The sequence below is a fragment of the Clostridium sp. LIBA-8553 genome (assembly GCF_057782465.1).
In genome coordinates this window covers 2,227,052-2,242,393 of the sequence record NZ_CM173489.1, presented here as the reverse complement: position 1 = coordinate 2,242,393, position 15,342 = coordinate 2,227,052, and the positions used below count along the sequence as shown (strand labels likewise).

The window sequence follows — 15,342 nt, the reverse complement described above, 5'->3', positions numbered from 1 at the left end:
GGTTATTAAGAATTAAATTTAAGGATGGTGTAAAATTTGAAAAAGAAAAGAATAATAGCAACAATATTAGCAGCTCAGTTGGTGACTGGATCATTATTGTGGGGCTGTGATTCTAAAAGTGGAAGTGAGCAAGCATCAAATGGAAATCAAGTTAAGTTAAGAGTATTAGCTACTACTGATATGCACTCAAATTTGATGAACTATGATTACTATACTGATTCGGAACTAGACAATATGGGAATGGTGAAAATATCAACCCTAATAAAAGATGCAAAGAATGAAGTAGATCCGAACTCTAATGTAAATGATAACATAGATAATGTTATATTAGTTGATAATGGGGATGACATACAAGGAACTCCTTTAGGAGATTACTATGGTAAGATTAATCCACCTAAAAAGGGGGAGAAATCACCAGTTTATTCAACTTTAGAAAAAATGGGTTATGATGTTGGTGGATTAGGAAATCATGAATTTAACTATGGTTTAGATTACCTTCAAGACATTGTTAATAATAGTGATATGCCTTTTGTAAATGCCAACATATATAAAGAGGATGGAGAAACTAATGTTTTTACACCATATAAAATAATTGATGAGAAGGTTATGGATTCAAATGGACAAGAACAAAATTTAAAAGTTGGGGTAATAGGCTTTGTTCCTCCTCAAATTTTAAATTGGGATAAAATAAATTTAGATGGAAAAGTAAAGGTTGCAGATATAAAAGAAACTGCTGAAAAGTTTGTTCCTCAAATGCAAAAGGAAGGAGCAGATGTTGTAATAGCTCTATCACATAGTGGTTATGGTGATGGAGAATATAATGAAGGCGATGAGAATGAGGCTTATGAATTAACAAAGATAGATGGAATAGATGCCGTGGTAACTGGACATTCACATGATAAATTTCCAAATGAAAAATATAAATCATTAGGAAATGTTGATGTTGAAAAGGGAACAATGAATGGAACACCTACTGTTCAACCTCTTAACTTTGCTAAACAGTTAGGAGTTATAGATTTAACTCTTAAACAAAATGAAGATGGAAAATGGAATGTAGTTGATGGAACTACTAAAAATATTGATGCTAAGGGTGCAGCAAATGATGAGGAGTTAGTAAACTTCTTAGAGCCATATCATGAAGCTACTAAGGAATATGTAAATGCTCCAGTAGGAAAAATAACAAAAGATTTAAATAGTTATTTTTCACTAGTTGCAGATAGTGAGCCAATACAACTTATAAATGATTCTCAAAAAGAATATGTACAAGGACTTATAGCTAATAATAATGAAGAACTTGCACCTTATAAGGATTTACCTATATTATGTGCAACAGCTCCACTTAAAGCAGGTTTAACTGAAGGTGGAATAAATTCAGAAGATTATTTTAATTTAAAAAGTGGAGATATAAGAATAAAGGATATATCTAATATTTATAAGTTCCCTAATTTAGTTGCTGTTGTTAAGGTAAAAGGTTCAGATGTAAAAGAATGGCTAGAAATGAGTGCAGGTCAATTTACTCAAGTTAAAAAAGATTCAAGTGAAGCACAAGATTTTATAAATCTTGATTACCCAGGATTCAATTTTGATATTATAGATGGAGTAAACTATGATATAGATATAACAGAGGCTCCTAAATATGATAAGGATGGAAATGTGATAAATAAGGATTCAAATAGGATCAAGAATCTAACATTTAATGGACAACCTATAGATATGAATAAAGAGTTTTTAGTTGTTACTAACAACTATAGGGCAGGTGGAGGTGGAAACTTCCCAGGATTAAAATCAGGAGATAAACTTGTTTACCTTTCACAAGATGAAACAAGACAAGTATTATCTGATTATATTAAGGCTAAATCACCATTAACTCCATCTAAGGATAATAACTGGAAAATAGTTGGAGAGGGAGTGAAAGGAAAGTTCCTATCTAATACTAATGGAAAGGATTATGTAGGAGATTTTGAAGGAATAGAAGTACAAGGTGATGCTGGAAAAGGATTAAGCACTTATACATATAAATTTTCTAAATAATTTAAAAGAATACAGTAATTAAAAGACTTTATATGGTTATTTGTAATGAAGGACAAATAACCATATTTTTTTGTATAAAGTACCAGTATACATTTATAAAAATACAGACATAATAGTTTATAAATAAGTAATTGCAATTATTAATTTAAAAGAAGAATGCTAAGGAGAAAAGTAATATGGCTAAAAATAATAATACTAAAAAACCTAAAAAAGCTAAAACAAAAATAGTTGGAAGTACAGAAGAATAGTTTAATTTAGAGAGTCAAAACAGTTTTTTTACTGTTTTGACTCTTTTTCTATGAAAGAAAACACTTAAAATTTACTTAAAGAGAAAATATATTTAGGCTTATAGTTAAAAAAGAAGCCCATTAAATTAAATGGGTTTCTTTTTTGAAATATTTTTATAGAGTTTTAGTTACAAAGAAATTTAATAGGTATATAAGTAGACAAGCAATTAAAATTAATGAAATTATTATTAAATTTCTTTTTTTATTCATTACAACTATAGCTATATATTCTCTTATCATGGCATTAGGCAAATAGTAAAGAGCTGTTTTGGAGCCTATACCTTGTGCTTTTAGACCTACTTTTCTAGCATATAAACTAGCTCTAAATACATGAAAGTTATTTGTTACAAATACGCAATTATATTTTTTGTTTTCTACTAATTTATCCATTATATTCTTTGAGAATCTCATATTTTGCAATGTATTTTTAGATTCATCTTCTAATATAGTATCTTCAACAGGAATTCCAGCAGCTATTGCATATTTTTGCATTGCTAAAGCTTCAGAAATTTTTTCGTCTGGACCTTGGCCGCCAGAAAATATTATTTTAGGAGGATTAATAACTCTGCTTTGTTTTCTATAGAATTCTATTGCTCTATTTATTCTACTAGCTAAAAGAGGAGGAACTCTGTCACCAATTAGTCCACTTCCTAAAACTATTATAAAATCTTGATTTAATTTATTTATTCTAAATTTATAAAGTAATGATATGCTTAAAAAATTAAATATATCAAAAACAAAGTAAATTTCTATAAAAGTAAAAGCTCCCAATAAAGGTCTTAAATATTCAGAAAAATATAATTGTGGTTCAGTAAAACTGAAAATCAAATGTGCTATAAGAGCTAAGGCTAAAAATAGAGTTAGTAAGTTAGCTGGACTTTTACTTTCATGTTTTAATACAATTTTGGAGTTTATCAATAAAGCTATTATAAGAACATATATTCCAAATAACAATATAAAAACAATAAATATAAAGAATATACCAACTAAAACCATTAAAATTTTATTTTCTGTCAAGAAAGCTAAATAAACAATTGATAGCATTAAAAAGCTCAGAAAAATATTAAATAACAATCCATTTATTAATTTTTTAGGATCTTTTAAATAGGATACTAGAAAGACTAAAAACATTACTGCTGTTAAAGCTAAAATAAAAGTCATAATACACCTCGAAATAAAAATTATATATAAATTGTAAATGGTTTTAATTTAAAAATCAAAAAATATTAAAACATTATTTTTTTCATTCTAAATATAGAAGGAAAGAGTAATCTAATTATATATAGGTAAATTGTTATTATAACAATAACAAAAAAGAATTTAACTTATGGAATAAAAAGGAGTATTATAAAGTTGTAAATAGTTTGTTAAAAAATAAACTATTAGGAATTACAAGGTTTAAATTTTGGAGGTGTTTGAATGGGATACAAATTAAAATTACAAGAAGTAAATGATTTATTCAACGAGCTTAAAAAAGAGTATATAATTTATGCTCCCAAAAGATTTGAAAAACAAGGAAGATATTCAGATACAGATATTATAAAGTATGATGTTATAAATAATGTAGAAGAAATAGTATATAAAGAAAAGTCAACTTATCCAGTTAAAGAGGTAATCACTCCAATTTCTCAAACTTTATACTATTTTATAGAAAATGAGTTTAGAGAAAGTAAAATGGATAGCCAAAAGAAAATGCTTATATTTGCAAGACCATGTGATATAAACGCTCAAAGAAGACAAGATACTATATATCTTAAGAATGGAAATTTCGAAGACACATTCTATAAGAGAATGAGAGATAGAGTTAAGTTTATATGTATGGAATGTACAGAAGGATGGGATACTTGTTTTTGTACAACAATGAACAGTAATAAAACTGATGATTATAGTTTAGCAGTAAGATTTAATGAGGATAACTTATTATTTAATGTTAAAGAAGATGAATTCGACAAATATTTTGAAGGAAAAGATGAAGAAGAATTTGAACTTCAATTTATTGAAGAAAATACAGCAAAGGTTGAACTTCCAGAAATAGAAAGTGTTGAAGTTTTAAATAAATTAAAGGATCACCCAATGTGGGAAGAATACAATAAAAGATGTATTCAATGTGGAAGTTGTACACTAGCTTGTAGTACATGTACATGCTTTACAACAAGAGATATAGTTCATGATTCAAATCATAATATAGGTGAAAGAAAGAGAATACAAGCATCTTGTCATGTAGATGGATTTGATGAAATGGCTGGCGGGCATGTATTTAGAAAAACTGCTGGAGACAAAATGAGATATAAAGTTATGCATAAAATTCATGACTATAAAGCTCAATTTGGAGAAGAGCATATGTGTGTAGGATGTGGAAGATGTACAGATAGATGTCCAGAACATATATCAATCACAGCTACTATTAATAAGGTTTCAAAAGCAGTAAAAGAAATAATGGAGGAGATGTAAATGGAAAATATTTTAACACCTAAATCATGTGAAATAATAGACATAGTTAAGGAAACTGACAAAGAATGGACTTTTAGAATAGCTTCTGATGTTGTTCCAGAACATGGTCAATTTTTAGAATTATCTCTTCCTAAGGTTGGAGAAGCACCTATTTCTGTTAGTGGATTTGGACCAGGATACTTAGATTTTACAATAAGAGCAGTAGGAAAAGTTACTGATGAAATTTTTAAATTACAACCAGGAGATAAGATTGCCTTAAGAGGAGCTTATGGAAAAGGATGGCCTGTAGAACAATTTAAAAATAAAAATGTAATAGTAGTGGCTGGTGGTACAGGGGTAGCACCTGTTAGAAGTTTAATAAATAAATTTTATGATGAACCAGATTATGTTGAAACTTTAAGTCTTGTGTTTGGTTTTAAAAATTCTGATGGAATACTATTTAAAAATGATTTAGATAGATGGAGTGAAAAATTTAATACTATATATACTTTAGATAATGATACAAAAGAAGGTTGGGAAACTGGTCTTGTAACAGTACATTTAAACAAATTGCCTTTAGAAAGTTTTGGAGATAATTATGAAGTTATCATAGTTGGACCTCCAGTAATGATGCATTTTACGGCTTTAGAATTCTTAAAACTTGGAGTTCCTGAAGAAAAGATATGGGTTTCATTTGAAAGAAAAATGTCTTGTGCAGTAGGAAAATGTGGACACTGTAGAATAAATGAAACATATGTATGTCTTGAAGGACCAGTATTTAACTATACAAAAGCAAAGACATTATTAGATTAGGAGGTATTATTTATGAATCATGATATAGATATTAAAAAAGTTAGATTAAATTGTTTTCGTCAATCAAAGGTTCCTGGAGAGTTTATGCTTCAAATGCGTATTCCAGGAGGAATAGTAAATGCTAAGTATTTATCACAAGTACAAGAAATAGCAGAAACTTGGGGCGATGGAACATTTCACGTTGGTATGAGACAAACATTCAATATTCCAGGAATTAAATATGAAAATATTCCAGCAGTAAACAAGTTTATAGAAAATTATTTACAAGAAGTTGAAGTTGATAGATGCAACTGTGATATGAAAGTAGATGAAAATGGATATCCAACAATAGGTGCTAGAAACGTTATGGCATGTATAGGAAATTCACATTGTATAAAAGCAAATGTTGACACTAAGGATATGGCTAATAAAATAGAAAAATTAGTATTCCCATCACACTACCATATAAAAGTATCAGTAGCTGGATGCCCAAATGACTGTGCAAAAGGTCATTTTCAAGATTTTGGGGTTATAGGACAAGCTAGAATGGAATATCATCCAGAAAGATGTATTGGATGTGGAGCTTGTGTTAGAGCTTGTGAGCATCATGCTACAAGAGTGTTAAGTTTAAATGATAAAGGATTAGTAGATAAGGATCCATGTTGTTGTGTGGGATGTGGAGAATGTGTAATAGCGTGTCCTGCAAGTGCTTGGACAAGAAAGCCAGAAAAATTCTACAGAATAGTTATAGGTGGAAGAACAGGAAAGCAAACTCCTAGAATGGGTAAAACTTTCATAAACTTTGCAACTGAAGAAGTCGTTCTTGGAATTTTTGGTAACTGGCAGAAATTCTCTGCTTGGGCTTTAGATTACAAACCAGAATATCTACATGGCGGTCATTTAATTGACAGAGCAGGATATCATAAATTTAAAGAAATAATCTTAGATGGAGTAGAGTTAAATCCAGAAGCTTTAGTTGCAGATAATATATTCTGGGCTGAAACAGAATATAGATCAAACTTTAATGTTAAACCAATAAAAATGCATAAATCAATAGAATCTAACAGACCTTTAAGATAAGGATTTAATGTTAGAAAAATACATCTGATTATATTAATGATAATTTCAATTTTGGGATAATAAAAAATTATAGTTTGGCAGTTTATATAATTATATATGTTTAACTTTAGAGGGAAGGGGTACACTCTTTAAATTTAAAAATATATATAAGTTTTGGTACGGCTTTTATAATTAAAATTAAATGTCAAATTTATTTAGAATTACATAGATTAAGAAAAATGAAAAAATTCTATAATCTATGTAATTTCTTATATAAGCAAAAAAAAGAATAAATTAGAAAACAAATATTAACAAAATATAAATATATTAATAATTTATTAATATATTAAAGTTTAATTTTAAATCTTTATTTTTTTACGCTTTTGCTTGTATAACTATTTAAATTTATAATAATAAATATACAAAGCAAAGAATGTTAGCAAAATTTATTATAGATTTAATGAATAATTTGTCCTAAGAAGTGAAGTTTCTTCTCCCTTTCATATCACTTTTTAGGACAGATTTTTAAAGACTTTAATATTTAGGAGGTTTTTGAAATGAGTGATAAAACAATTAAATCATATTGGGGTGTTGAGTTAAGTCCAAGATTCATCGATGCTGGAGGAAAAAAACTTTGTGTAATATTACCTGGAATAGGATATTGCTTAGATAGATCTTACTTAGATTACTCAAAACAATTAGCAAAAGAAATTGGATATGATGTTTTAGAAGTAGAATATGGATACCAAATAAATAGAAGTGAATTTAATATTGAAAAAGAATTTAGCATAATGGTCTCAGAGTCTTTAGAAGTTATAGATAATGCTATAGACAAAGAATATGAAGAAGTTTTAATAATAGGAAAAAGTATAGGAACAAGCGTGCAATCTTTCTTAAATAAAGATTTAAGTAGAAGATTTAAAAATATAAAAAATATATACATAAGTCCAATAAATAAAACTTTAGATGAGTTTAATATAGAATCTAATTCATTAGTTATAACAGGAGATGAGGATCCTTTATTAAGTATAGCTAATAGAATGAATATAGAAAAAAGAGATGATGTAGAAAGCTTTATAATCGAAGGAGCAAATCATGCTCTTGATATAGAAGGAAATATAATGAAGACTATTGATGGTTTAAAAGAGTCTTTAGAAATAGAAAGAGAATTTATATTAAGATAATTGTATTGGTATTGTAATAATATGAGAAAAGATAAGGATAGTCATTTTTATGACTATCCTTATCTTTATTTTTTATCACTTGAACAAGATGAAAATAAAGATATGAAACTAATTCCATATAAAATATGTAAAGGGTTTATATAATTATGAATTTTTAAATAAATATATATAAATATTATTAAATAATCATTTTATTTAACTATTAATGAAATTTTTATTATTAAACAAAAGAAAAATATATGTAAAAATTAAAAACTTAGCTTGACAGAAATCATATGGAACTGATACCATATTATCGTAAAGTAAAGGATATCAAAAGAGAAGAATATTAGGAGGTTTTGACATGAGTAAAGAACAAATAGTTGCTCAAGAGATATTGAAAAATATTGGTGGAAAAGAAAATATAAAATCAATGGAGCACTGCGCTACTAGATTAAGACTTATAGTTAAAGATAAGAGCTTAATAAATGAAAAAGCAATTGAAAATATTGATGGTGTTAAGGGACAGTTTTTTGCAGCAGCTCAATATCAAGTAATTTTAGGTACAGGTTTTGTAAATAAAGTTTTTGCTGCCATGAATGGTGAGGGCGTAGAAACAGGAAATGTAAAAGAAGATGCATATAGTAATATGACATTACCACAAAAAATATCTCGTACGTTAGGAGATATTTTTGTTCCTATAATTCCAGTGTTAGTTGCAACTGGTTTATTCATGGGATTAAGAGGACTATTAACTAATTTAGGAGTAGAATTTAGTCCAACTTTTAATACTTTATCGGAAGTCTTAACAGATACAGCATTTATATTCTTACCAGCTTTAGTAGCTTGGTCAACAATGAAGAAGTTCGGTGGAACTCCTGTAGTTGGTATAGTTTTAGGTCTTATGCTTGTAGCACCTCAGCTTCCAAATGCTTGGCAAGTTGCAGGGGGAGCAGATCCAATATATGTTTCATTATTAGGAATAAGTATTCCTATAGTAGGTTATCAAGGATCAGTACTTCCAGCTTTAGTTTTAGGTATCATAGCTGCTAAGCTTGAAAAGTTTATTAGAAAGTTTATGCCAGACGTATTAGATTTAATACTTACTCCGTTTTTAACTTTATTAGTATCAATGATTCTTGGTCTATTAGTAGTAGGTCCAATAATGCACACAAGTGAAGTTTACATCTTAGAACTATTTAAAATGTTCTTAAGTTTACCATTTGGTATAGGGGGAGCAATCATTGGTGGAGTTCATCAAGTTATAGTTGTAACTGGAGTTCATCATATATTCAATGCTTTAGAAGTTGAATTAATTTCAAGCACAGGATTAAATCCATTTAACGCAGTAATAACAGGGGCTATAGTGGCTCAAGGAGCAGCTGCTCTTGCAGTAGGATTTAAAACAAAAGATAAGAAAAAACGTTCATTATATATATCTTCAGCAATACCAGCATTCTTAGGAATTACAGAGGCTGCTATATTTGGAGTAAACTTAAGATTCATTAAACCATTTATATTTGCATGTATAGGGGGAGCAGCATCAGGAATGTTTGCATCAATAATGAACCTTGCTGGAACAGGTATGGGAATAACAGCCTTACCAGGAACATTACTTTATATTAATACAGGATTAATTCAGTACTTCATAACTCTTGCTATTGGATTTTCTGTTGCATTTGCTTTAACATATATATTCTTTAAACCACAAGAATAGTTTTTTAGGCTCTGTTAAATGACAGAGCCTAATTTCAAAGATTCTAAGTGGCTATATATGGTTAAAATCTTCTAAGTAATGATATAATTTATAATATAAGAAGGGACAGATATCTTTATTTAGGAGGAAAAAGATGAAAGTTACAATACAAGACATAGCTAACATGGTTGGGGTATCTAAAAGTACAGTTTCAAGATATTTAAATGGTGGTTATGTAAGTAGTGAAAATACAATTAAGATAAAAGAAGCAATAGAGAAAACAGGATTTGAAACTAACTTTTTTGCTAAGAGATTAAAATCTAAACAAAGCAAATTAATTGGAATAATAGTTCCTAGAATAGATTCATTTACAGCAGGGAAAGCCTTGAATGGTATAAATAGTAAATTAGAGGAGCATGGTTATCAAGGCATAATATTAACAAGTGAATTTAATACAGAAAAAGAATTAGAACAAATTAATAAGCTATATAATCAAGGGGTAGATGGAATTATCATCATGTCTTTTGAAATTTCAAAGGAGCATGTGAAATTAGCTAATAAACTTCCAATACCTATTTTGTTTACTGGACAAAAGAATGATTATGTAAATTATTTAGTTTTAGATGATGAAAAAATAGGAAGAGTTTTAGGTGAATATATAAAAGAACAAGAACATGAAAAAATTGTGTTCTTAGGAGTTAGTGAAAGTGATAGGGAAGTTGGTATTCTTAGAAAGAAGGGATTTTATGATGCCTTTGGAAAAGAAAGTCATATAGATTTTGTTGAAACTGATTTTTCTTTTGATAAAGCTTATGAGCGAGGAGAAGAGGTTTTAAAATATAATCCAACAGCCGTTGTATGTTCAACAGACAATATAGCTCTTGGGCTTATGAGGTATCTTCTTGAAAGTGGTAAAAATATACCAGAAGACATATCTGTTGCAGCCTTTGGAGGATATGAAGTCAGTGCCATAACATATCCTTCACTAACAACTGTGAAAATTGATTATAAATTATTTGGTGAAGAAATAGCACTTAATATTTTAAGTTTAATAAATGGTGAGCAAAGTATAAATACTTGTGAAATTCCTTTAGAGCTTATAATAAGAGAAAGTGTTAAAAAGTTAAAGTAAATACAAAACATTTACTTCATCAAATATATTTATTAACAGAGGAAGGTGAAGTAAGTGGAATTTTTAAATAAAGAAGAAATAAATAAAAAGTCGGCAGAATTTTATAAAATTCCTAAGGAGTTATGGAGGGATAACTTTCATTTCGAAGCTCCCTTTGGACTTATAAATGATCCTAATGGACTTAGTTATTATAATGGAGAATATTATATATTCTTTCAATGGAATCCATATGGATGTGAACATAAATATAAACATTGGGGATATGTAAAAACTAAGAATTTTAAAGATTTTTCTATACCTAAGATAGCTTTAATTCCAGAAGATTATTTTGATAAAAATGGTTGTTATTCAGGTGGAGCTATTGTTAAAGATGGAAACTTAGAAGTTTTTTATACAGGAAATGTTAAAGGAGATAAGGGAGAGAGAATTTCTTATCAATGCAAAGGAGTTCTTCAAGAAAATGGTGAAGTAAAGAAATTAGGACCAGTTATTGAAGAATTACCAAAGGGATACACAGCTCATTTTAGAGACCCGTATATTTGGGAAAAAGATGGCCAGTACTATATGATTCTTGGAATACAAAGAGAGGCTTTAAAGGGTAGATGTGTAATATATAGATCACATGATTTAGATAATTGGAATTTTGTGGGTGAATTAAAAACTTCATATAATGATTTTGGGTTCATGTGGGAATGTCCTTCATTTTTTGAATTAGATAATAAAGAAGTTCTTATTTTTTCACCACAAGGGCTTGAAAAAGAAGAGTTCAGATATCAAAATATATATCAATCAGGGTATTTAGTGGGAGATTTCGATTATGGTACTTTAGAATTTAAAAGTGAGAGAGAATTTAAAGAATTAGATATGGGATTTGACTTTTATGCTCCTCAAGTTTTTAAGGATGGAAAAGGAAGAACTATTATGATTGGATGGATGGGGCTTCCTGAAAAAGAAGAATTTCATTGTAGTAGAGAAAAGGGATGGATTTTTTCACTAACTATGCCTAGAGAATTAACATTAAAGGATGGAGTTTTATATCAAAATCCTATAAAAGAAATGGAATCTCTTAGAGGGGATAAGATAGTAAATTTAAATAATGTATGTATTGAAGATTTAAACTTTAAGGAGGTAAAAGAAAATAGTTATGAATTTAAGATAGATATAGATAGATATGAATCATCAAAGTTTAAACTTAATTTCATGGAAGGGGAAGATGAATATACTTCATTAACTTATGATTTTGAAAAAGAAATTTGTTTAATAGATAGAAATTCAATGGCTAATGGAGAGAAGGGCATAAGAAAGTTTAAATTAGAATGTAATGGTAATTTAAAAATTAATATGTTTGTAGATAAGTCATCAGTAGAAATATACTTCCAAGATGGAAAAGAAGTAGCATCCCTGAAGCTTTATCCTAAGAAGGATAGTTTCAACTTAAGTTTAAAAACAGAAGGTGGTCAAGCTAAGATTAATACCTTAAATATATGGAAAATGGATGAGGTGAATTATTATGAATAAAGTATTTTGTATAGGTGAATTATTAATAGATTTCATAGGAAAAGACAGAGGAATGGGTCTAAAAAATGGAGTGAATTTTGAAAAGAAAGCAGGAGGCGCTCCAGCTAATGTAGGAGCTGCTGTTTGTAAATTAGGAGGAGAGTCTTATTTTTTAGGACAAGTTGGTAAAGATTCTTTTGGAGAATTTTTAGTAGATATGTTAAAAAGCATAGGAATAAATACTGAGATGACTAAAATGGATGGGTACACGACGTTAGCTTTTGTTGCTATTGATGAAAATGGAGAAAGAGATTTCGAGTTTCATAGAGGTAGTGATGGAGATTATGCCTTTAATAATATAGATTTAAACAAAATAGAGAAAGATGATGTAATTCATTTTGGTTCAGCTACTGGTTTTCTAGAAGGAGAACTTAGAGAAACTTATTTTAAGCTTTTAGAGTTTGGAAGAGAAAATGGAAACTTCATTTCCTTTGATCCAAATTACAGAGATATGCTTATAAAAGAAGAAAGCTTAGAAGGATTTATAGAAGATTGTAAGAAATTTATAAGTTTTTGTGATTTCTTAAAACTTAGTGATGAGGAGATAAAGCTTATAACTAAGGAAGAGGAACTAGAGGCAGGAATTAAAAAACTTCATTCTTTAGGTGCAAAAATAGTTGCTGTCACTTTAGGAGGAAAAGGAACTCTTTTAAGTAATGGAAGCAGTTTAGAAATAGTTCCATCAATAAAAATAGCTCAAGTAGATTCTACTGGTGCTGGAGATGCCTTTGTTGGAGCTGTTCTTAAAAAAGTAAGTGAAATAAAAAATAAGAAAGATTTAGATTTAAACTTATGGAAAGAAATAATAAGTTATGGAAATAAAGTAGGGGCATTAACTTGTACAAATTATGGTGCAATTGATGCTATTCCAAGAGAAGAAGATTTAATTAAATATAACTAGTTTAACTATTTTAAGAGTATATAAATACTTTTAGAAAGCTCTGATTTAAGAAGCTTTTAAATGTGTTTATATACTTTTTATTTTTAACTTTTTAAGTTTAATTAAAAGAAAAATAAAGTTTTAATTTAAATTAATAGAGGTTGTCTTTAGAGTAATGCATATTAAAAAATTAACATGAATATAGTTTAGTAAAGCAATTTCTAAGGAGGAGCCTTGAAAAAAGTTTTAAGAAATATATCCTATGATGATAGGAATCTTTTAGCTATAGGATTAGCGTTTATATCAAATTTAATATTTTTAAATATAACAGAAAAATCCTATAACATTAATAACTTTTATAAATTTTTAAGTTTAGGAGTAAAGGAGGCTCTAGGGGCTGGGATTATTATTTTTATAACTTTTATAGCTATAATTCTTCTAGTTTTTGCTCTAATAATCAGTATAAATATAATATTGCATTCTAATGAAGTTTTTAACAAATTTGTTTCAGTAGGTACCATTGTAGTAGTTTTTATAATAGCCTTTTATGGATTAAGCGAGGGTATTCAAGGATTTAAAATATTATTTTTAAGTTTGTTTTTTATAGCACTATTTTTTAAAGTTTGGGAAGATGCAAAAAATAAAAATTGAATATAAGTACATTGAATTTAAAAAGGGATGTATCTTTTGATACATCCTCTTTTTAGGAAATTAAATTTTAAGAAACTTGATCAATTGAAATGATAGATATGTTTCTTTTTTCAAATTCATCAATTATTCTTTGAATTGTAGAAGGTTTTTGGTAATTACTTTCAGGATATCCATCTTGTCCATCTTTAAAGTCTATCAATTTCATTTCTAAAAATGGATGGTAAAACATTCCTGCAAAGGTGTTTTTGGACATTTTAGCAATTTTATTTAGCATAACATCTTCTTTACCATTTTCAACATAATAAAGTGGAGTTGGAACATAATAAGAACCACTTCCGGTTGGAGATTTCATAGGTTGAGATTGATGTTTTTTCTCGTCATAATCATTAAATATATATTTAAAGTGCTTTTCTAAAGCTTCATTTTGAGCCTTATTTATAGTGTAATGAGGGGCTTCAAAGAAGCTTATATTTATATCTAAATCTTTAGCGATTTCAATAGCCTTATCTACTCTTGTATCTAAATCTTCTACAGAAGGATTATACTTTCCAAATTCAAATCCTTCTCCACTCACTGTATCACCTGTTTGGTGAGTATAGCCATGAAGACCTATTTCCCCCTTATGAGAAGCTGCAAAATCTAGTGTATATACAAGTTCTGCATTAGCAAAGTTATTTTCTTTAGAAGGATCCGTGTCTATATTTTTCCCAGGATTAACATATCTAGGTATCCAAGCTATATGATAAGGTACATTCTTTTTCCATAAATATCTTCCCATTACTCTTATGGTTTCAAGGTATTGGGAATCATATTCTGAACCAGTTCCTGTTGATTTAACATCTTCAAATCTTATTATTCCTTTTTGGGATCCGTTTCCTTTGTATGGTTTAACATCTAGCATATCTCTATTAGTGTAAAGTTTGATAAGCTTATCATTTGAATACCATCTGCTTTTTAAATCCAGCATATTGGCAACATCTATTAAAGACATATATACTACATTACCTTCCACTATAGGACTAATCTTAAATTTATTATTTTCTGAGTTTTCCTTTGTAGTGTTATTCCAAGTATTATCTTTTAAATTAACTTTAATATTTTTATTTTCAAAGTTAATATCTAAATTTTCATCTTCTAATTTAATTTCACCGCCATTGTCTTTTACTACTTCACTTATAGGAATCAAATACCTATTTTTATCTAGATATATTGGTAAACTTAAATCTTGTATTTTGCCATTTAGGTTTATTTTTATATTATCCTCCTGTTTATCTAATCCATCAAATTTTTCTAAGCCTAAAACTGATAATGAGTTTTTAGCAATACCGTTTTGTAGTGTACAACCACTTAACAAAAGCATAGAAAAAAATAAGATGGACATTTTAAAAAGTTTTCTCATGTAATGCCCCCTTATATTAATTAAATGTGATTAATATTTATTGTAAACTTATAAATAAAATAAAATAAAAGTGTACATTAATAATATTATTTTACAAATTAAGGGTTTAATTTACAAAAAGGTTAAAAAAATATTAATAAATGTAATACTATTTGTTTTTTATAAATATATATATAATTTATGCTTTAAAATAAATTATATTTATTTTACAAAAATATAAGGCAATATGTATAATTAATGTATAATTACAAAATAATGATTAATA

The 15,342-nt window shown here is 28.1% G+C and carries 12 protein-coding genes; 10 read left to right on the top strand and 2 right to left on the bottom strand.

The window, feature by feature from the left end; translation table 11 throughout:
- The first annotated feature begins 36 nt into the window (after nt 1–36).
- A complete protein-coding gene (locus tag AC2JAQ_RS09875; protein ID WP_488456302.1) occupies nt 37–2,031 on the top strand; it encodes a bifunctional 2',3'-cyclic-nucleotide 2'-phosphodiesterase/3'-nucleotidase in 1,995 nt (664 codons plus the stop codon).
- Nucleotides 2,032–2,432: 401 nt separating this feature from the next.
- On the opposite strand, the gene AC2JAQ_RS09870 is transcribed toward AC2JAQ_RS09875, so the two are convergent.
- Nucleotides 2,433–3,479: a YdcF family protein gene (locus AC2JAQ_RS09870; RefSeq protein ID WP_488456301.1), complete on the bottom strand. Its 1,047-nt coding sequence runs from the start codon at nt 3,477–3,479 to the stop codon at nt 2,433–2,435.
- 258 nt (nt 3,480–3,737) lie between these two features.
- On the opposite strand from AC2JAQ_RS09870, the gene asrA reads away from it, so the two are divergent.
- The 9 genes from asrA to AC2JAQ_RS09825 all read left to right on the top strand — a co-directional run bounded on the left by asrA (nt 3,738) and on the right by AC2JAQ_RS09825 (nt 13,678).
- A complete protein-coding gene (gene asrA / locus AC2JAQ_RS09865; protein WP_488456300.1) occupies nt 3,738–4,769 on the top strand; it encodes an anaerobic sulfite reductase subunit AsrA in 1,032 nt (343 codons plus the stop codon).
- Nucleotides 4,770–5,561, top strand: a complete 792-nt coding sequence (asrB, locus tag AC2JAQ_RS09860) for an anaerobic sulfite reductase subunit AsrB (RefSeq protein ID WP_488456299.1) — start codon at nt 4,770–4,772, stop codon at nt 5,559–5,561. It abuts the gene before it with no gap.
- 12 nt (nt 5,562–5,573) lie between these two features.
- On the top strand, nt 5,574–6,620 hold the full coding sequence (gene asrC / locus AC2JAQ_RS09855; protein WP_488456298.1) for a sulfite reductase subunit C: 1,047 nt from the start codon (nt 5,574–5,576) through the stop codon (nt 6,618–6,620).
- A 536-nt stretch (nt 6,621–7,156) separates the two neighbouring features.
- Nucleotides 7,157–7,783, top strand: coding sequence for an alpha/beta hydrolase (locus tag AC2JAQ_RS09850; RefSeq protein WP_488456297.1), 627 nt, complete (start codon nt 7,157–7,159; stop codon nt 7,781–7,783).
- Between the two features lie 343 nt (nt 7,784–8,126).
- Nucleotides 8,127–9,479 (top strand): sucrose-specific PTS transporter subunit IIBC, encoded by a 1,353-nt coding sequence (locus tag AC2JAQ_RS09845; protein WP_488456296.1) that lies wholly within the window; start codon nt 8,127–8,129, stop codon nt 9,477–9,479.
- A 133-nt stretch (nt 9,480–9,612) separates the two neighbouring features.
- The gene (locus tag AC2JAQ_RS09840) at nt 9,613–10,590 is read left to right on the top strand and encodes a LacI family DNA-binding transcriptional regulator (protein WP_488456295.1); all 978 of its coding nucleotides are present in this window, start codon (nt 9,613–9,615) and stop codon (nt 10,588–10,590) included.
- Between the two features lie 54 nt (nt 10,591–10,644).
- Nucleotides 10,645–12,108, top strand: coding sequence for a glycoside hydrolase family 32 protein (locus tag AC2JAQ_RS09835; RefSeq protein WP_488456294.1), 1,464 nt, complete (start codon nt 10,645–10,647; stop codon nt 12,106–12,108).
- The gene (locus AC2JAQ_RS09830; protein ID WP_488456293.1) at nt 12,101–13,048 is read left to right on the top strand and encodes a carbohydrate kinase family protein; all 948 of its coding nucleotides are present in this window, start codon (nt 12,101–12,103) and stop codon (nt 13,046–13,048) included. The genes AC2JAQ_RS09835 and AC2JAQ_RS09830 overlap by 8 nt, the downstream gene beginning before the upstream one ends.
- A gap of 213 nt (nt 13,049–13,261) precedes the next feature.
- The gene (locus tag AC2JAQ_RS09825; protein ID WP_488456292.1) at nt 13,262–13,678 is read left to right on the top strand and encodes a zinc ABC transporter ATPase; all 417 of its coding nucleotides are present in this window, start codon (nt 13,262–13,264) and stop codon (nt 13,676–13,678) included.
- Nucleotides 13,679–13,745: 67 nt separating this feature from the next.
- On the opposite strand, the gene AC2JAQ_RS09820 is transcribed toward AC2JAQ_RS09825, so the two are convergent.
- On the bottom strand, nt 13,746–15,077 hold the full coding sequence (locus AC2JAQ_RS09820; RefSeq protein WP_488456291.1) for a polysaccharide deacetylase family protein: 1,332 nt from the start codon (nt 15,075–15,077) through the stop codon (nt 13,746–13,748).
- Between the last annotated feature and the right edge of the window lie 265 nt (nt 15,078–15,342).